Source organism: Aeromonas sp. R7-5 (assembly GCF_040908015.1).
Lineage (GTDB): Bacteria > Pseudomonadota > Gammaproteobacteria > Enterobacterales > Aeromonadaceae > Aeromonas > Aeromonas caviae.
Genome location: NZ_JBFOCZ010000025.1, coordinates 46,380 through 65,609, shown reverse-complemented (window position 1 = coordinate 65,609; position 19,230 = coordinate 46,380). Strand labels below are relative to the sequence as shown.

Annotated in this window: 20 protein-coding genes; 4 read left to right on the top strand and 16 right to left on the bottom strand. The window is 50.4% G+C overall.

The window, feature by feature from the left end:
- Positions 1–3 precede the first annotated feature (3 nt).
- The 8 genes from AB5Y53_RS08315 to mobH form a co-directional block, all read right to left on the bottom strand.
- The gene (locus AB5Y53_RS08315) at positions 4–243 is read right to left on the bottom strand and encodes a hypothetical protein (protein ID WP_047234964.1); all 240 of its coding nucleotides are present in this window, start codon (positions 241–243) and stop codon (positions 4–6) included.
- A 429-nt stretch (positions 244–672) separates the two neighbouring features.
- Positions 673–867, bottom strand: a complete 195-nt coding sequence (locus tag AB5Y53_RS08310) for a hypothetical protein (RefSeq protein WP_047234966.1) — start codon at positions 865–867, stop codon at positions 673–675.
- A 385-nt stretch (positions 868–1,252) separates the two neighbouring features.
- Positions 1,253–1,780 (bottom strand): hypothetical protein, encoded by a 528-nt coding sequence (locus AB5Y53_RS08305; RefSeq protein WP_368181610.1) that lies wholly within the window; start codon positions 1,778–1,780, stop codon positions 1,253–1,255.
- A 176-nt stretch (positions 1,781–1,956) separates the two neighbouring features.
- Positions 1,957–2,361, bottom strand: coding sequence for a hypothetical protein (locus tag AB5Y53_RS08300; protein ID WP_059296345.1), 405 nt, complete (start codon positions 2,359–2,361; stop codon positions 1,957–1,959).
- 141 nt (positions 2,362–2,502) lie between these two features.
- Complete coding sequence (locus AB5Y53_RS08295) at positions 2,503–3,132, bottom strand: DUF4400 domain-containing protein (protein WP_047234967.1); 630 nt, start codon at positions 3,130–3,132, stop codon at positions 2,503–2,505.
- Positions 3,089–3,640 (bottom strand): hypothetical protein, encoded by a 552-nt coding sequence (locus AB5Y53_RS08290; RefSeq protein ID WP_230947777.1) that lies wholly within the window; start codon positions 3,638–3,640, stop codon positions 3,089–3,091. Before AB5Y53_RS08290 ends, AB5Y53_RS08295 begins: the two co-directional genes overlap by 44 nt.
- Before the next feature lie 43 nt (positions 3,641–3,683).
- Positions 3,684–5,549, bottom strand: coding sequence for a conjugative transfer system coupling protein TraD (gene traD, locus AB5Y53_RS08285; protein WP_059296346.1), 1,866 nt, complete (start codon positions 5,547–5,549; stop codon positions 3,684–3,686).
- A 2-nt stretch (positions 5,550–5,551) separates the two neighbouring features.
- Complete coding sequence (gene mobH, locus AB5Y53_RS08280; protein WP_368181607.1) at positions 5,552–8,605, bottom strand: MobH family relaxase; 3,054 nt, start codon at positions 8,603–8,605, stop codon at positions 5,552–5,554.
- A 162-nt stretch (positions 8,606–8,767) separates the two neighbouring features.
- Between mobH and AB5Y53_RS08275 the strand changes: the two genes are divergently transcribed.
- The 3 genes from AB5Y53_RS08275 to AB5Y53_RS08265 are packed head-to-tail and all read left to right on the top strand — an operon-like array spanning position 8,768 to position 11,774.
- On the top strand, positions 8,768–9,382 hold the full coding sequence (locus AB5Y53_RS08275) for a hypothetical protein (protein ID WP_080962344.1): 615 nt from the start codon (positions 8,768–8,770) through the stop codon (positions 9,380–9,382).
- Positions 9,364–9,579 (top strand): hypothetical protein, encoded by a 216-nt coding sequence (locus tag AB5Y53_RS08270; RefSeq protein ID WP_047234968.1) that lies wholly within the window; start codon positions 9,364–9,366, stop codon positions 9,577–9,579. The genes AB5Y53_RS08275 and AB5Y53_RS08270 overlap by 19 nt, the downstream gene beginning before the upstream one ends.
- Complete coding sequence (locus AB5Y53_RS08265; protein WP_368181606.1) at positions 9,579–11,774, top strand: DNA topoisomerase 3; 2,196 nt, start codon at positions 9,579–9,581, stop codon at positions 11,772–11,774. Before AB5Y53_RS08270 ends, AB5Y53_RS08265 begins: the two co-directional genes overlap by 1 nt.
- A gap of 125 nt (positions 11,775–11,899) precedes the next feature.
- Here the strand turns inward: AB5Y53_RS08265 and AB5Y53_RS08260 are convergent, their stop codons facing one another.
- The 6 genes from AB5Y53_RS08260 to AB5Y53_RS08235 form a co-directional block, all read right to left on the bottom strand.
- Positions 11,900–12,577 carry a hypothetical protein gene (locus AB5Y53_RS08260; protein WP_368181605.1) on the bottom strand — a complete coding sequence of 226 codons (678 nt, stop codon included), beginning with the start codon at positions 12,575–12,577 and terminating at the stop codon, positions 11,900–11,902.
- 33 nt (positions 12,578–12,610) lie between these two features.
- Complete coding sequence (locus AB5Y53_RS08255; protein ID WP_368181604.1) at positions 12,611–13,114, bottom strand: hypothetical protein; 504 nt, start codon at positions 13,112–13,114, stop codon at positions 12,611–12,613.
- Positions 13,115–13,343: 229 nt separating this feature from the next.
- Positions 13,344–13,955 (bottom strand): DUF262 domain-containing protein, encoded by a 612-nt coding sequence (locus AB5Y53_RS08250; protein ID WP_368181601.1) that lies wholly within the window; start codon positions 13,953–13,955, stop codon positions 13,344–13,346.
- 19 nt (positions 13,956–13,974) lie between these two features.
- Positions 13,975–14,439: a hypothetical protein gene (locus AB5Y53_RS08245; protein ID WP_368181600.1), complete on the bottom strand. Its 465-nt coding sequence runs from the start codon at positions 14,437–14,439 to the stop codon at positions 13,975–13,977.
- Between the two features lie 4 nt (positions 14,440–14,443).
- On the bottom strand, positions 14,444–14,875 hold the full coding sequence (locus tag AB5Y53_RS08240) for a hypothetical protein (protein WP_368181599.1): 432 nt from the start codon (positions 14,873–14,875) through the stop codon (positions 14,444–14,446).
- 64 nt (positions 14,876–14,939) lie between these two features.
- Complete coding sequence (locus AB5Y53_RS08235; RefSeq protein ID WP_368181597.1) at positions 14,940–15,536, bottom strand: hypothetical protein; 597 nt, start codon at positions 15,534–15,536, stop codon at positions 14,940–14,942.
- Between the two features lie 481 nt (positions 15,537–16,017).
- Between AB5Y53_RS08235 and AB5Y53_RS08230 the strand changes: the two genes are divergently transcribed.
- Entirely contained in the window at positions 16,018–16,647 is a 630-nt protein-coding gene (locus AB5Y53_RS08230; protein WP_047234973.1) for a hypothetical protein, read from the top strand.
- Positions 16,648–17,012: 365 nt separating this feature from the next.
- On the opposite strand, the gene AB5Y53_RS08225 is transcribed toward AB5Y53_RS08230, so the two are convergent.
- The gene (locus AB5Y53_RS08225) at positions 17,013–18,179 is read right to left on the bottom strand and encodes a ParB/RepB/Spo0J family partition protein (protein ID WP_368181596.1); all 1,167 of its coding nucleotides are present in this window, start codon (positions 18,177–18,179) and stop codon (positions 17,013–17,015) included.
- A 2-nt stretch (positions 18,180–18,181) separates the two neighbouring features.
- On the bottom strand, positions 18,182–18,967 hold the full coding sequence (locus AB5Y53_RS08220; RefSeq protein WP_368181594.1) for a ParA family protein: 786 nt from the start codon (positions 18,965–18,967) through the stop codon (positions 18,182–18,184).
- Positions 18,968–19,230: the final 263 nt, after the last annotated feature.

Below are 19,230 nucleotides of genomic sequence, written 5' to 3'. Positions count from 1 at the left end.
CGATCAGTTGATGCCCAACGCGGACTTAATTTGGTTGGCCTTACGGGCCTCCCCCAGCTGGACGCCGCGATCATAGTGGCGATTAATCAGACCGATGCAGAATCGAATCTGCTCGTCAGTCATTTCAGGTGGGAAGCTTTCGAACAATTCACCGTCGGCATCAAACACAGCGGTTTGTCCCTGATCTCCCCATGCCCTGACGATTGCCAGATCTGACTGATGAATTGCTGTTGTTGATCCCATGATTTTCCCTCAACTATGCAGCGATTGCTGCTTGGGTTCGATTGTTACCACCCCGAGATCGCACTCGAACTGGATAGTTTGGCCGTGGTCTGATGCAACCCAGCACATCACCCTGGCCATGCAGCCAAGCGCCTCGCTAGTGCCAAGGCTGGCAACTGCGGCCCCAATTTGCTCGGCAAACTCTCGATTGTCAGCCATTGCGTTTTTTCTCTATCTCTTGGCCATTGCCTTGAGGCAATGCTTACAGGTCACGGCAGAGCGGTCAGAGGTGAGCGATGCCGCGTTCTTTACTTTGACCATCAGCTGGTCGCACGTCCTGACTTGATCCGGCACAAGGCCCTCTCGCTCCCATTGGTCACGAGCAATTTGCCGATAACCAGGGGCTACATCTGCCCATTGCTGGAGGTGCACTTTCATCGCGTTTTTCCCTTAACTGCGGCGGCGAAACAGCTTGCGCCAGTTGATAGTTATCGAGTCGTCCAAGCCCCATAGAAACACGATCAAGATAACCCACCAGGACAGGTGGCCTGCCAGAACTAAAAAACAAACCAGCAAGGTAGCCAGAGCAGGCCCGACCTTGAGTTGATTCGATACAGTGATGAGCTTGCTTTCCTGTTCGTCCATCTTTTTCCTCGACAATTACGGCCAGCGCGGGCCACCTCGGTCCAGCTAGGAATACAAACCCTGCCAGCCCATGACTCAGGGCTCCAATTTTCCCGGCCTTCACATCAATGCTGATTGGGCTGGATACATCCAGATTGGCTTGCGCCAAAATCTTGCTGGGTATGCGAACAGCAGCACTGTTCCCCCAATGCTTAATCACACATGGCTGTAGCTACACATGTAGCTACATTATTCCCAGCCCAGACATGTGTCAACATATGTATCTACAACAGTGGTAAATATCTGCTCACAAGGTCACCATAAACGCCAGCCTGATGACATTAGGGGGCCTCTTGGTGCTCATACAGTGCGGTTCACGGAAAAGTTAGAGATAGGTCTTATTTCACTATGAATGAGGGGTTACCTGCCCACAGTGGGGGCATACAGAATCAGACTTTTTCACAATAAAAGCTCTTTCCAAAGAGGCCTTAATTATACGATTAAGTGGCAACCTTATCGTTGCGAGTGCCATTGCAAAGCAAGAACCGATTCCTACTGCTGGATTTTCTACAGCCCGAATATACTCATGTCCTATTGCATCAGCTGCCTCCTGAACACCTTTGAGCTGGTCAATGAAATTCAAGTACCAATTACGGTATTCACAGGCTAACCATGGCGATACTGCAAAAATAATTGAAGTTGCAAGGAGAGCAACCATATCGGTTCGAAATGCATCTCTTTTCAACTCATACATGGCACTAATAAAAAGTGATGTACACAGAACAAATTTCATTGGGAGTGGATTAGACAAGCCATTGAGATATATTTCCAGTCCACACCAGTAAACAAACAGAGCAAACAATAATGATGGCACCAAGAGAGTGTCACGAATAAATTGAGCTTTGCTCCCATCAGGTCCATTAAAAATATTCACAACTATCCCCTTACATGTCGTGGTCGCCCCAGGTCAACCACATCCAGCCACCTCTACCAACAGTATTGTTTGTATAACATCGGCCCCAATTAACTTGGTTTTCTGCTTCAAGTCTGCCGCTAAAAAATTTCACATGTGAAATTTTTTAGCGGCTCGCAGGCAGCCATGAAATCGAATCAGCTAACTTTTTGGGGTGTGATCTTCTTGAGTTCCTTCTGCGTCATGTCGATCCAGTTTTGCGGGTTTCCGCAATCAACCTGGGTTGCTGCGGCCGTCAGGATGGTTTTATAAGTCGCAGACTCCACCATCGAGTCAACAGCCAGCATAAAGCCATACATTGGATCACTGCGCATGGTGCTAATCATCATCTCGGCCGATGTGTTCTTGAGCTGACAATGCTCCGCCCGAATAGTCATCACATCGTTCGCTACCTTCACACAGCTGGGACAGGCCGCATCCAGAGCCTTAATCTTATCGATGTTGTTAGTATCGCCCGATGCAGCAGTAGCTTGACCAGCCACCAGCACTCCCATTGCTACCATAATCAGCTGCAAACAATTTTGTAATTTCATCGCCATCATCTCCTACTCATCTTTCAAAAAATGCCCCTGTAACCAGAAGCGCTAGGTCTGGGTTAATTTCCCCAACTGAATTAGCTCACTATCGCTGGTCCGTGCCAAACTCAGACACGGCCAACAGGAGACAAAAATCAACTCACGCTATCAAACGCGTTTCTGGAAATTGCTGACGGTAAGACCTATCAGCACACAGCAAGCCATCATCGTCAGCGGGATCACAACCGGGTCGAGTGCGAAGGGGATAAAGAAACAAATGAACAATCCGGCCATGATGAACATCGTTCCTCGCACGCTATAGCGATGCAGCACAGGGCTTGCATAGTCGAAATTTGTCCGCTTAATTTTCCAAGTCATCCAGCCGTCATAGATCGCCGGAGCGAACAAGATCAGCATGTATGGAGCCCATGCCAGCAGGAGCGCAGCTCGGGTGTAGAACTGGAAAATGATGCTCACAAAAGCATCCATTCGACCATTAACCCACACAAACCACTCTTTACCCATGCCTTCCATCCCTCTGGACCGGGCTCGCTCTGCTTCGGAGGGGATCAACGTCCTATACATCCCATCGTAAAACCCGGAATCGATGATGCTTGATTGGTACCAGATGGTGGCTTTGTCATGTATCCAGTTCTGAGCCTCTACACCTAAACTCTGCTTCACCAATGAAGACTCTTTTTTGATCGCTCTGTCAGTCCAATCTCCTGGAATCAACAACAAAATCGCAAGCAGCTCAAGAGTGAGCAACCAGACAACCACTAACCACGGCTTGTTCATAATCTGTTCTCCTCAAAACATTTTTCACGCTTTCACATATAAGCAACTCATACAACAGACCTCTCAGAGAAGGCTCATCCTCATGTACATGTGGGGTAATCGAAAGGTCGCCGGGATGATTGGTGGACCACTCCGAAAATGAGGTGCCTGACTCGACAGACCAGACATCCCCCCCATTGTTCGCTGCGATCTGCACTTCAAGAGCCTTGCAAGTTTCGGTAATGAGCGAATCTAAAAAGGCACTGAGCCTTGCTGGGTCTTCGTATTTATATCTTTGAGCATGGAAAACCAGTTGACTGTAACGGAACAAAGCCTCTTCTATGATCGGATAAATAACCGGTTCCTGATTTGCCTTAATACTGTCACTGATATAGTCACTAAGTTTTTGGATAATCAATTCAGAAGCAGGCCAATCCAACTGCAAAATACTCAATATATGGGCATTCTTACGGCCTCGACTTCTTAGTGCATTCATCACTCGCTCAAAAGGGTTTTTACCTACGGTCACGACTTGATATTCCTCATATCTTTTACACCCCATGGCAGACCCCTTACTTCTCGGTCAAGATCGGCAGGCGACCCTTCACAATTTTTCCACCTGAAATTTTGGCTATGTACTCCAGATTTGGCAGCATCCCTAGCAACTGTGCGGGGAAAAGATCGGCCTCTTCCTCCATCAACCGCTCGCCTTGGTTACCACCATGCATAATTGGCTCACTCCCGTCGGTATTCTGGCCCTGTGTTCGCATGACGTACTTTAGCCGTGTTTTCGGTAGGTTTTCGGCTATGTACTCTTGGGTTTCCGCATCGACAATCCGCAGAGCAAACACGTTGTTGATGTTCCCAAGAACCTGGAGTGCCTTGTCTTTGCTACCCAAGCGGGCAGCAAAGTCAGCGAAGGTCTGAGTTGCCACGAAAAGACGTAGTTTCGCGCCGCGCCCTTTGTTGAGAAGCTGAATGAAGGGATCGTTGATAACCTCTGCGGCTTCATCGACAAAGATGTTGACCGGGAGGTTGTTCACCCCGTAGTTGTAGCGGTCTCCAGCTACCGCAGTCAGATCTGAGAGGAAGATCGAACCTAGGGCGCTGCCGACCATGTTATCGGTGAGAGAGTCGAGACCTAAATAAGCCACCTGGGCGTTGTTGATTATTTTGGCCGAATCAGTGATCTGACGCTCGTCACTGAGATCGGTTGCATCAGGTGATAGAAGTGGCCCGAGCTCTCCAGAGGTCAGCATGTTCATGATCGGGAGTAAGTTAGAGACCATCTTCGAGAAGTGGGTCGCATCATGCTTAAACATATTAAGCAGACCTTCCAGCTCAGAGCTCGGGTGCTCAGGCTGGATAACGTTGTTGTAGAAGGCCATGAAAGCAACGGCGAGCTTACTACGCGAACCATTCGCTGCCTTTTCCAAATATGGAGCAGCTGCGGCCTCCCAGTCGGGCATCACCCGTTCTGCGTAAGCCTGCACAGCTCTGATCACAAGTCCATCCGCACCACCTTCTAAAAAGCGTCGGAGCTTAATCAAGTTGGGACGGTCATAAGCCAAGATCAAGCCTTGTGCGATATTGTTCAGCGCCTGCCAACCAAACGATTTGAACGGATCCCCCCCCCCCTCCGAGGGGATGAGTGCAGCTAAGCGACTGGCGATCTCTGTAACACGGGTGAAGTTTCGCAGAGGATCAATCCGGACAGACTCCTCCGGAAACGCTGGATGGAATGAGACAAACCGTTCTGCTTGCCCCATCGCTTCACAGGCCCGACGCGCATTGTCACGCATCTCCTTATCACCTTTCGGATCGATGATAATCACAGCTTCGCCACGTAGAATGGCTTGGGAGATAAGTGTGTCGAACATTCTGGTCTTACCTGAGCCAGTAGTTCCCACGATGAGAGAATGCCCCTCAGTGTGCTTGAGTGGCTGCGTCAGGTGCTCTTCTTTTGGCTCAACCCCATGGATCCACGGTTGGCCTATAGGGACTTCTTTTTTCTTCTTACCCCGTATTGTCCGAACAACCTTGCTCGCGGTTGACTCAGTACCCACGATAGAAGTCCAGTCTCGTTTTAGTATCTCGAACACTCGCTGAGCATGACGATTTTCCCAAGCAAACCCATGCCCAAGCCACATTTCCTCCGGTGATGCCTTAATCATCTTTTGCAGCTCCCGGATGGAAATGAACTCCAGATCCCTTCCCTTTAAATGCTTCTGGAGCAAATGAAGTTTTATTGCCTTTGGTAGGCGAGCCATTGTCATGACACCACAAATTCCCGCCATCCAGTAAAACGGTTCAGGTGGCATATCCGTCATTCTCTGGACGCCCAGCGCCACGCCAGATGCGGCCACCCAGCCAAAAACAGCGCTCATCTCATAATTTGGCCGCCACGGCATTTCATAAGCGAGTGGGTCATAGGTCATAGTCACGATTTATCTACCTCCAAATAGAGTTTTCCTTGGCGTTGTTTGAGCAATGGTCTGCTTTGTGCTCGGCGTAACGTTCCCCCCAGAACATGCTTGCTGAGCACTGCATATTCCCCAGCTATGACCTCAAAGGCCTTGTCGCTGGTAACGAGAAATCCTTCCTCTTCAAGCACAGCGCTGACTAACCACCGTCCGCTACGGTTCTTGATCATCTCCTTGAGCATCTGAATCGCTTTTTCGGCTGTCATTTTCGGTGGGAGATATAGTTCCTCATCAACCTCCGCCTTCGCCGTGCCGACGCCTTTATGGTTCTGATCCTCCAGGAGGTCAGGGGCTGGCAATGCCATGCTTCTCACGTCGAATTCCCGAGCCGGTTTCTGCTGTTGTTCAGGCTTTGACTTTTCACGTTGCGGCAAGCGAGCGATATTCTGAGTCCCCACAGTAGCGGGCTTGACTGCCGGAGCCGTCTGAACGGGTTCGTCTACTTTTTCCTTCCGCGGAACCTCCTTGTCCGGTTGTGGGGCTGCCTCGATAGCAGTCTCGATTGGTTGTTCTAGCTGTGGGGATGGTTCGATAGGAACGCCAACAACCAGCGCATCGGCAATAGCGGGCTGTTCTTGCACAAGCACCCTTTCTGGAGAAGCAGCCGGGGAATCTACCCCGCTAATTTCCGCTGTACTTGGTTTTCGCGGACTTCTCTTTTTCTTCGGCTGGTTTTTTTTGACCTCTTTTTTGACCTCTGGAGAGGCAACCAACTCGAAAGTATCTTGATAGCCCCCCAATAGAGACTCTGCCTGCTTGATGGCTGCAATAACCGCGTTGGACAATTGTTCCGTCAGAACAATCGCTTTGATGCCATTGAAGTCCTGCACCTTGCGTCCTGACATTATCGGATCGGGCACAATAGCTTGAGCCTGGAATAGGGTCGTCAGTATTTCTGACGGAGCTCCAAGTGCACGAGCCCCCTCCGGGTACAAGATCACGGCTTGGCCTTTCATAAGGCACAGCACTTCGCCTAACGTGGCCTTACCTTCCAATACGGGTAAAATGGCTTTTTCCAGAATAGGTCCTGCCTCTCCGAACGTTGCCATCAGCGCCACCAGCTCACCCTTAGCATCCTTCTCAAGCGCAGCAACACTTGACTGTTCTTCACTTAAAGGCTGGCCGACTTGATCCTCATAGGCTTGGAATGGTGGAATTTCCTCGATCGCCCACGATGGAGGTACGGCCATCCCATCCATTTCGCCGGTTGACTCGTCATTCATGAAATCCGGAAAGATCTGGTTCATTAGGCCCAGCTTGGGTGCATCTGTGTTGTCCGGTTTAGTAGAACTCTCACCCAGGTTCGGAGCCGGTGTATGACCAGACTCATCGGACATGCTTGTACCTGCAACAAACACATCGAATGGAAAGTCGAGGCCACCCAAGCCCCCACCAACATCCATGATGGCTTGCAGCGGGTTGTCCTCGGCCAGTGGAGGGGTACTTTTCGCGATCTCCTGAGGCGATAGCTCGGGCTGCTGTTTTTCGGGCTCCTGCGAAGTGTTTTTTTTGCCTTGTTTCTTCTCTCTATGACCACCAGCACCTTTTGCTTGTGGTGTGGAGCTAACTGTTGGTGACGCTTGCACAGTCTCGGTGGCTGTGTCCTCACCGCCCCCCAAGAGCGTCATTGCATCTCCAAATCCCAACCCAGCCAGTGCATTCATGGCTTCTTGCTCAGCAGACAGCAAGTTATCGCTCATGCCACTAGCTGAGTCATCATCAGCGTCATTCGTTTCATCAGGATCTATGAGCTCGATAGCCGCATCGCCCACATCACCCACAACCTCACCAGCCACAGCAGCTGGTGGCTCAGTAGTAAAAACCAGCTCATTCGACTCAAGGCGCAACATGAGGATCTTGATAGAGCCTGTAGCCTCTTGAAGCATCTCGGGGAGCACTTCCCAGTACCGGTAGTACGCTCGATCTCCTTTCTCTTGCACAGTGTTCGGTACGGCAAACCCGCGTTCGATCAGGATGTCGGCAAGGGTGTCCGGATCTCGCGGAATACCCGGAATTTTGTCGTGACTGATCAAGTCGTAGAGGTCACCCAAGTTTCTCCAAGCGATAAATACACCTTGCTGGAGATGCCAGACCTTAGCCCCTGGCTCATTGACCTTCCATTTTCCTGTTTTAACCAAACGGCGAATTGCGTCGAACACATACCTTTCAACGGGCACACCATAGGAAAACTCGTCCACGTTGAGCCGGTTCTGTTTCAGATCTCTGGCCACGCTCTCCTGATCGGCACGAAGCATCAGTCTGGTCACCGGCTGGTTGACGCTGGTACCTGAAATAGCCTCAAGCATTGCCTCAATGATCAGCGGACCAGACTCCGAGAGATATTCTCTGGTCTCAACCGGGATGATTCGATCAACAGCCAATAGGGAGAACTGCTCGTGGCGCTTATGGCGCTTCTCGCGCCAGCGAATAAAATATCGGTCTACGTGATGGCGTTCGGCCCAATCGTGGAGAGATTCAAAGTAGGGGTTCCAAGTCACCGCCCCATTTTTGTCTGTAATGGACACATCTGCGAGCGGCTTACCCACATCGTGCAGCAACCCTGAAAAGCAACTGGCCAACCGCCATCTAGGCTCATTATCGCGCCGCTCCTTAGGCGTCCCCTCAATAGAAAAGATCACAGACTCGGATGCCTGAGCAGCCCAAAAAGCGACCTCTAGGCCATGACGAAACAATCCACCAGCGCCCCGATGGTGATGAGCCTCCGATGCGGGCAGAAGGTGAACAAATGCTGCATAACGGCGGATCACCGGCAATACAAGCCGGTTGAAGTCCTCAACAGTGAAACCGAGGGAATTTCTGACCTTCTCGATCAGCTCTGCTTGAGTAGCCAGTATCTTGTCGATCGGGGCAACAGGTAGACCTTTAGCAAACGGAGGGTAGCGAGGGATGTCTTCTTCATCCATGTCCTTCAACGGCAGAATCCTGCCACTCTGATGGAGCTCGCCCTTACTCCCGCCCCATCCAAACAACTTGTTCAGGACATTCAACATGTAACTTAACCATGTTCATCGTTTTACATCCTTACATGCTCTCAGAACTATTTCTCTTCTCACACCTGCCTAACTGTCCAATTTGGGCAGTTTGACGAACGAGGTTCCACTTACTCCATCGGTAGAATGGGGCATCCATGATGGTAAGGAAGGAATGACGCGATGAGACAACGGCTATTGATTCTTGGGGCCGCAATGCTGGCTGGGTGTGCAACAAACACACCGAAGGCTCCTCCAGCTCCACAGCCCCCGGAGATCAACGACAAACCTGCTCGGGTCAGCCGTGACCTGACTGTTGCGTGGGACAACTATGGGCGGGGTGGGGCGGCGCTGAGACAACCGGCGTTTGTCCATGTTTTGGGACAGGATGGCTCGCTGACATCCAACATAACCAGCACAACATCAGAAACCATTTCCCTTCCTGCACCGATGCTGACGCCTGGTGATATCGCAGCGACTATGACGGCGTTCAAAGGGATCCAATCCAGTGCCCGCCAAGGCTATTCCGTTTATGAGATTTCCCGCTGGGAGCGCTATTGCAATGCAGGGAAAGGGATGGACGAGCACGACTGGCGCTTTATCGATGCACAAGGTGCAACAAATGTTCCTTCGGAAGTGCTCACCGGCTGCATCCCGCCTGTTCACACCTACCACGGTTATTTACAGGCCTGGACCCATTTCTGTACCAGCCAAGGAGTGACCCCAGATGAACGACGAATTGTACGTGAGTCTGTACGCCCCTACTCAGTGGTGAATCCATGCAAAGCACTGAAATGACCAGCAATGCTGATCTCGTCAATGCCTTCACTCTTATGCTCCAGGAAGCTGCTTCCAGGGGGAGTCCACAGGAGGCAGCTTATGTCATCTCTGGGGTACTCAAGGATCTGTCTAAAGACCACCCGCAAGTCAAAAGCTTGGCCAGAAACTGGAGCGAATTGGCAAACCCGAGCCAAGCGATGATGGAGACTGTTTAATGGACCTGTACATTTGCGAAAAACCTTCACAGGCAAAAGATCTTGCCGGTGTATTGAAGATTACCCAACAAGGAGACGGCTTTCTCCATGATGGGGGCAAGCGTGTCGTAACCTGGGCGTTTGGCCATTTGCTTGAGCTGTATATGCCCGACGACTACGACGAAAAATACAAATCATGGTCTCTCGACACTCTGCCAATTTCGCCGGGAACATGGCAGTACAACGTGCGCAAAAGCTCCTTCAAACAGTTCAAAATCATTGAGGGCTTGGTGAAGAAAGCCAGCACCGTCTACATCTCAACAGACTATGACCGTGAGGGTGAAGCTATTGCGAGATCGCTCTTAGAGCGGTTCCGATATTCAGGCTCGGTGCGCCGTGTCTGTCTAAGTGCACTGGATGAACACAACATCCGAAAGGCGCTTGATAATGTGCTGGATGGTCAAGCGACTTTACCCATGTACTATGCAGCTATGGCACGGCAACGCGCTGACTGGCTGATCGGCATGAATATCAGTCGCCTCTATACCGTCCTAGCTCGTCAGATCGGTTTCGAAAGCACGCTCCACGTTGGCCGGGTGCTCACCCCGACCATCGCACTGGTGTGCCAGCGCGATAGGGATATTGCGGGTTTCACACCATCACCTTACTGGGTACTGAGCGTCAACGTAGCTGTTCAGAATGGGCAGTTTTTAGCGCAGTGGGTAGCGCCAGAAGAGTGCAGTGACGATCAGAGGAGGTGCACCAATAAAGCCTATGCTGAGCAGGTAGCCTCCCAGGTTAATGGCGCCCAAGCTGTTATCAGCAAAGCTGAAACAACTCCGGGTAAAGAGTCCGCCCCCCTCCCCTTCAATCTCAGTGCTCTACAACAGTACGGCAACCGTCGCTGGGGTTATACCGCTCAACAGGTGCTCGATGCAGCGCAGTCTCTGTACGAAACGCACAAAGCCACCACCTACCCACGAACCGATAGCCGGTATCTACCGGAAAGCCAGAAGGAGGACATATCCGACATCCTCCAAGCGCTCATCTTGTCCGACCCAAAAGTCTCTGGGCTGGTGGCCGGGGCTGACCCACATCGCAAGGCCAGAGTGTTCAATGATAGTAAGGTCACGGCACACCACGCGATTATCCCAACCCCAGCCAAAATCAACATAAGTGCAATGTCGGAGATCGAGCTCAACTTGTACGATGCAATCCGCCGTTTCTACATTGCTCAGTTCTACAGCGAGCATGAATTCTCCAAGACCGTCATTGAGGTGCAAAGTGGCCGCCACCTATTTACCGCTTCTGGTAAGACACCTAGCAAACAGGGTTGGAAACTACTTTTTACCTCTGACAGCGAGAGCGATCCCCAAGATGAAGTTGATGAGACAGACGCACCGATTGAACAAGAAAAGTTACCCCGCATCAGTCAAGGGGAACCAGCACAACTAAAAAGGCCTGATCTTGCGAGCAAGATGAGCCGCCCTCCCCCTCACTTCACCGAGTCAACACTGTTGGGGGCTATGGTCAACATCGCCCGATTCGTGACCGAGGAGAAGTTCAAACAGATCCTTAAAGACACAGCCGGTTTGGGAACAGAGGCATCCCGAGCAAGCATCATCGAGGGCTCTGTGAGCAAGGGATACATAAAGCGCCAGAAGAAGGTGTTGATCGCCACCGAGAAGGCTCATGCACTCATAGCCGTACTACCGCCAGCGATCAAGTCTCCAGGTATGACGGCAGCTTGGGAGCAAGAACTGGAAAAAATCGCCACTGGCGCCGGGAACATGTCTGTCTTCATGAAACAGATCTCATCCTGGATATGTCAGATGGTCGAGCAGCTAAAAACGGCGGCCCCAGCCCTAACACAAAACGGTGGAGCGATGGCGAAGGCATTTGCCGGGGCAAAACCCCAGTTACATGTCTGCTTCAACTGTGGTGGGGAAACCCTAAGCCGGATCAAGGGGAAAAACGGGTTCTTCTGGGCCTGCAAGAATGAGGCTTGTAAAAAGACTTTTCCTGATAATAAGGGTAAACCTGAGAAACGAATCGCAGCAGAGGATTGCCCTCTCTGTCCAGACTGCGCCAGCCCGATGCGACTGCGAAAAGGCAAGGCCCCCGGCAAAGTCAGAGCCACCAAGTTCTGGGGCTGCACAGGGTACCCTGATTGCAAGACCACAATGCCTTTCAAAAAATCCGACTTTCAGGATTGAGGAACTTGAAAGGACTGACAGCGAAGAAGGGGCCTATAGGCCCCTTTCTAATTTTATAAGTGAGGTTATTGTATGTGAGTAATTTGCTCCGTATCCGACTTTATTACTCGAACACAGTTATCACATTAAAAAACAGGCATAGGTGGATATAGAACAGTATGATAAATCATTGCCGTTTGCCGCCAAATAATTCTCTTGGGGATCAGTAATTTTCTGCGTCTGAAAAGGAGCATTAATCGCAAAACGGGGTGGCATGGAGTAGATGGATTATGTTCGATACGCCATCCCATTCTGGTAAGCCGCTTGGCCAAATAGCCGACTTTAAAAGGACTATCTACTTTTATCGGTTTTCTGACTTGAGTGCCGACTAGCTCTATCTGAGAGAGCAGAAGTTCAACAGACTCTTTTGTCGGTTTCAACTCAGGAACTTTACCTTTGGCACTCATCAAGTGTGGGTGAACATAGCCATCATCATCAATCCACCAAGATAGAACTGGGTCTACCCCATGTAAATTTAGTCGAGCTCCTTCATGCATTAATCCAGCAAAGATATATTGCACGCATACAAGGAGAATAATACAACTCAGAATGAACCCATCAAAACCAATATCATCAAGTGCTTTAGTTGCCACTATAGCAAAAAGCAGAGTCATAATTATAGGATATGTATTTGATGGGCTTGTCAGTCTAATCAAATAAAGGGGGGCGCTTGGCGATATACTTACATGATAGCTCTGAACATACATTATTAATGTAGAAATTGCAGCGAACGCCGTAAAGATTAATATAAAACAGCCTAGCATAATATTTACATTTCTCTATGTTGCTTGATCTTATCACCCGCGTGCCGGTGATGCGCAGAGATCGCAATCCTGCTCGGAAGACAACTTTGCCAGTTTGTGGCACTGCAACGTAACGGCGCCATGAGTACGACCAAGCACCGCAGCCATCTCACGATATGTCATGATTCGTCGGTGTGCTTCAAGAAAGGCATTATCCTCTTCGGTCCAAGGTTTACCTTTTGGGCTACACAACCCTTGTCGTAGAGCTTGCTTTTGTACCGATAGTAACGATCGCCCCATCTGAATTGCGATCTCTTTTTGGGTCATCTTGCCAAAGTTGGTAGTCAGAAATGCCTCTTCATCTGCCGTCCAGCGAGGTCTTTTGGAAAGACCGAGGAACTTGCAGCGATGCCTCACCGCCTCCACCGTTCTGTCCATGTGGCGGCTCATTTCTTCATGGGTCATTGTGGCATGATTGGCCCTTAGAAAAGCCTCTTCGTGCTCAGTCCACGACACCCCGTTAATCAGCACCATTTCCGCTTTTGGTGTTGAGCTCATCCCGCTTTTCCTCTTACTATCTTTTGCTTATCAGGGCTGAACTGACACCCAGTACCGTTATTACCGCAAGCCCAACAAAAACAGTGCCAGATGCATACCACCCCTTGATATAGCCAAACAGGAGCAACAGTAAAAACACGTAAAAAACATTTCGCGAACCCATGACTTGCACAAATTTTTTCATGCCATTTTTTCCTCTATGAATTGTGATTAGGGTCGCCGCCCCGAGTCAGACTACCTTGGTGGCTGCGGCCAGCAGCCCCTTAACCCGCTCGATCTCACTGGTGCTATGTGGTGTCCCGCCAGAGTTAATGGCGAGGTAATACCGGAGTAGGTCGGCTCGGTTCGCAAAGTTGTGTATGGCGAACTGCAAGCGGTAGTTGGGGCGATTGACCGCGTAGCGTGAGCCGTCGAGGTCGCAGGCTTTCAGGCCGCCAAAAATGGCGAACTCCCCGGCCATGAACATGCGAACAGTTGTGAGGCGCTGCAATCCGTCCACGATCTGGAGCTCGTTAGGCAGGTCTCCGCCGTGGTGGTTGTCCCAGTGCGGAGCGTTGAACTGGATGATGCGCTGGCTATCCCCTACGGTGCCCCGGAATATGCCCTCCATGAAGGCAACCCGCTGCTCAGGCGTCCATACATGGCCGCGCTGGAAATCAGGGTCAAGATTTAGGCCCCCCCAGTCCTTATCGTAGCCATTCAGCATATGCTCGATGTAACGGAATGGAGCGTCTATTGTGTAGCGCGGATTGGGTAGCGGGCAAATTATCGCATCCAGCGCGGCGTTCTTCTCTTCGTAGCTCATTTCGCCCTCAATGGGGTCTGCGGTGAATTCTTGCATTTTTCGTCCCTCCTCTACCTCATTGGCATGGATGGTTGGTGCTGGCAGTAAGCCGTTCTTGAGCCAAGATCAATTCATGCCCTGTGATTCTGTCCACCCCTTTGACATCCCGCTGGGGGGGACGGATCTCCAAACCATTGACAACCCCCGTCAGCATCCACTGCCGCAGTTGCCCTAGCGTCATTCCCATCTGCTTGGCAGCGTCCCCCATGCGCCATGAGTGCTTGAATTGAAGGTCATCTGCTACCGGATCAAAGGTGCCAGCCAACATTTTTTCCAGCGCCCTGCGTGCCAGATCCTCAGCTGTGTCTCCGTACCTGGCAGTGCTGTAGGTAACCATCTGTCCCTTGTGCTGGGCTTTCCATTGACATTTTGAGGCCTGAAAAGACAGCCCGATCGGGAGTTGTTCGGTTATACGCCCCCCATCGTTGCTCAACTGGGCCTTGATACCGTAACTAGAACCATGCTTCAAATTAGCAACCATTACTTCATCCTTTGGGGATGGGGGACATCACCACTTCATTATCGTTGGGCCATTCACCGCATAGCAGGTGCAGGCTGTCGCCAATGACTTTAAAGGGGATGCTCCACTGTTCTTTCGCCAGCGAACAACATACGGGTTCACCTTTCACTTGAAATGACAAACTAGCCTTGCTGCCATCGACATTTGTTACACCAATACATTGGTACTGCATGTCGCTACCTTGTTTGGCTCTCAGCTCCTTGAGATAGTGAACGCCGACGCTATTGCCCATCACCATGTGATCTGTTGGAGAGCGCACATATTGCCCTTCCCCGTAGAATTGCCTCAAGGTTCGATCCTGCATGTAGGTATGGCCTAAAGTCCAAAATAGCCAGAGCGGCATGACCATAAGGACACATGACTTCAATATCGACTGAGGGCCGATTTCAGCCTTCATAGTTATCTCCCCTCTAACTCAGATCCTTGAGTCTCTCGCGTTGTTCTACCGGTTCATTTTTATTTCACATGTGAAATTTTTTGACCCTATCGCGCATCATCTCACATTCGGCCCGAGCCCAAGAACCTTGCCAATTCGTCCGTTTACCGTACTTGCGGTGAAGCTTGTGCATTTCCGGCAAATTTTTCTCACTGATCTCATCCCAGATGTCGTGCCAGACTGCATCAAAAAAAGCACCTTGCTCAGGTTGGTATTCAAACGCACAAGCATGGACAACCCGAACCCTAGAGTCGTCACGGAACGACGGCCCAACTAACTTGATGACGTCTTCCGAATACTCCACCACTGTCACCGATTCTATTTCTGGCTTGTTCAAGATGGCCCCCAGAACCATCCCCAACCCCAGGCCATTGATGAGGACTTTTCCCTTGGCTCTGCGAATGAAAGCCCTGTTGGTACGGATCTCCATTGGGGTATTTGACATGACCACAATATCTTCCCGCATCAGCCGCGTGTAATTACCTGCGGGGACAAACTCATTGATAGCACCTTGAATTTTTGCTCGTGCCAAGGTCATTTCAGACTCTTGAGCCGAAACGCTGAACGCCTCAACGCGCCAAGGGCCACTGGCTCCCTCCGGCACGTTCACGTCAATACGCATGTTTTTCCCCATTTTAACTGACTCAAATTATGAGCCAATATTAAATAACTAAACTCTCTAGTCAAGATGTTGATGGATGGCTTCCCCAAAACATCACAGAATCATTTTTTGATTTGACTAACGCCATTTTTTGATGCTGTAATGTGAGTGCCAAAAAAAAACCCCCTGGGCGAACAGGGGGCCTACACACACTCTTATCGGAGGAGTTAGTATGCAATCCCATCATACTGTAAGTAACGACGCCAGTCGATCTGCAAAGCGGGTCCGCTTGGTCGATGTCCCCAATATGCCGCTGGAGACAGCGCTTCCCCTGATTTCTACAATGCCTGAGTGGTGCGGGGAGGCGATAGCAAAGTTGTGTAGCTCGAAGATAGGTAACAGACAGCCATCCTAAGGTTGTCTCAATGACCCCTGGCACATGGCCGGGGGTCTTCGTCTCAGGCGCCAACAACTTTGTTCTGTCACTACGCAGGAGCATTCAATGACACCTCAGATAACCCCCCTAGTGAACAAGGCGCTCTCGCTAATTGAGCAAGCGCGTTACCGGATGGGCACAGCTCCTTTTGTCGAGGCATTTATTGACCAATGGGCCTACCTCCAGACTGGGCTCTATCCTGCCGTCCATTCAATTCCAAATGAGCTACAACCTATTGCTATCGAGCTATCGCATGTACTGTCAGCAGCTATGCGGCAGGATCCCACCAGTGACGTGCTTGGCTACGTGCTCAGCATGTCTGGGTTTCACAAGAAAGGGACAAACTACTTCCCGACTCCACCAGAAGTAGGTCACCTTCTATCGCTGTTGGTGGGTACAGCACCGTCTGCTGACTTCTATGAACCTTGCTGCGGCTCGGGAATAAATGCCATTAAGTGGATGGATAACTTGCTGGAGAACCAAGGGCCAGAAGCCATGAGCAGCGCATCGATTTATCTCGAAGATATCGATAGATTAATGGTCAAGTGCAGCATGTTGCAGTTGTTATACTTCTTTGAGTCCCGCAATGTCTCTCCCAAAACACTCAGCATAGTTGGAGTCGATAGTCTGACTCGGCGCCCTACCGGGATCGGTTACTACGCCCAACACCATGCCACGGCTACAGCGGCCGCATAAAAAAACCCGCCGATGGCGGGTTTTTTATTTCGAGACTGGCTATAGCTTGCCATACCTCTTCAAGAACGCGGCTCTGTCTAAAATTCCCCAGTTTGCCAGCATGTAATAACCTGCTGCGCCTGGTTCGCCCGGAGCTCCCCTATACCCTCGGATGAACAAAATCTCCATCCCAAACTCTTCTCGCAATGCGGAAATTTGTCTCTTGATTGTTGACTCAGGGATGCCTGTTTCCAGAAACAGATCATTCAAGCTAGGCCTGTTCTTCTTCGACAAGGCATTCACCAGTTCAAATTTACGTTTAATGTCTCGCGAAATAGTCATATGCCCCCGTTCTTGACAAAACCCCGGCGTGGCAGGGCATTCACTTAACCTTCAATACTCAAGATCTCGATACTTGATGCTGGCACATTAATCGTTATTTCCTTTCCATTAAAGTCCAGCGTCTTAACCCAGATGGTTGAAGGGTTCAGGGCAACCCGATCTGTCATGATAACCCCTTTCTTCACTTCCTCACCCACCAGCACATGGACAACGAAGATCAGATTATCGGCTCTAACCGCCTTCCATTCCCGATCCTTTTCCATGGGGGGGAGCGCATCCCCACCTTCCTTGTCAGTGTTGGTTTTGTTGGGCTTCTTATGCTTTTCGGGCTCAGCCGGTGCGGAGTTACCTGTGCCTGTTCCGGATACTTCCTCAATCAGGTCAAGATCGCTATTGCCACTACCACTGCCAGCCTGATGCTTGTTATCTTGTTCCGACGTGACATTTTCTTGTTCCGGTGGAGGTAGATCGCTATTGCCCTTTCCACCAGCCCCATCATTATCGCCCACCAGCCCAGGAAGTTGGACGCTATCCAGCTTTTCCTGGATGCGCTTTGCATCATTTAGCAGTTCACGACTCTGCTTACGGGTGACCCCATCAGTCATCGCAACAGCACAAATGGCTCGACAGCGATCGGCATTTAGTTCGAACAGTTGACGCAGGTTGTTCAGGGTTTCTGTGTCAGAGGATATGTCGCCGTCATAGAGCTCACGCACACAGTCAGGCATCTTTAACAATGACAAATGCGATGAGACGAACGAATTGTTCACGCCCAGACGTAGAGCAATGTCTTTCTTCTTCCAGCCCGCTTGGGCGAATTTGTCCAACGCTTCTGCAATTTCCAACGGGGTAAGATCGTCACGCTGGATGTTCTCTATCAGTTCCCCAGCAGTCTCATCCAGTTCGTCTTGGTCCTTATCATTTACAATGATGTCAATATTTGGAATGGCAGCATGTTTACAGGCCCTCCAACGGCGCTCTCCCTTTTGGATGACATATTTACCATCATCCCCCTTGGGGGACACAATGATCGGCGATTGCTGGCCTTCTGTAACAATAGTTGCCGCAAGTTCTTCAATATTCCGGAAGCGCTTGCGAACCTGCGCCTTCGAAACCACATCTGTAACAGGTACGCTCAACACCTGTTTCCCTGTCTTTCCCTTTGCGACATTAGCAAGTTCGGATAGACCTTTAAGGTTACCAAGAGCCATCGTTAACCCACCTTATCAATCATTTCTTCCAACACAGCTTGTACCTCTTTCGCAGCAACATGGCCGTATTGCAATTCCCACACAGGAATGCCATCGGTCGTTGCGGTATCAAGAGGCGGGCGGTGCATAATCTTGTTCTGGAACAGGAGATCCGGCACCTCCTTTTGGAGTGCCTTTAATGCCTTGTCATGGTTAACAGAGCGATCCATATCGTTAATTAGTATCCCCAGGATCTCCAAATCCGGGTTGTACTGGGCTCTAACACCGATGATGGTATTGAGAAGACCCTCCACGCCATCTACAGCGAACCCTGACAGCTTTACTGGACATGCAACGTGGGTGGACATCACCAGCGCGGCCACAAGCTTTCTACCAAGGCTAGGGGCACAATCAATAAGCACATAGTCATATTGCTCAAATAATGCGGCCAAGTGACGTGCTGGGTTCATAGCTTGGTCAAGAGGCACAGCCTCCATCTCAAACAGATCCGGGTCGTTCTTGGGTGTGTGAATTAGGTCTGCTCCGCATGGACAGTGCATAACCTCTATATGAGGTAGTTCATGGGCAAACAGCTCTGCTGTCTTTGTACCCGAAAAAATCGGCTCGAACTCACCATCGCCAAGATCACGCTTGGCGGCCAGCCGAGAGGAGGTGTTACCCTGACCATCCATGTCCATAACGAGCACTTTCTTCTTCTTCTTCATCGACAGATAAAAGGCTTGCTGGATACATATGGTACTTTTACCCACTCCGCCCTTCTGGTTGGCGAAGCTGATGACTTTTGCCATACCGACCCCTATGTTGTTTTCGCTAGGTGATACAGATCACCCCCCAAACTTTCACATGTGAAATATTCTAGCGTTCATAAAATGATGCTGCAATCGCTTATTATGGTTCTGTAAATACATTCAGGAAGCAAAAACGGCCAGTTGGCCGTTTTTGTAAGAGTTTGCGCTGTCAGTACAAATCTCATCTGTGGTAGCTCAACCCCAGTCGATACTGTGACACCTGTTCCTGGTAGCCCACCAGATGACAGCCGGTTCTCCTCAGC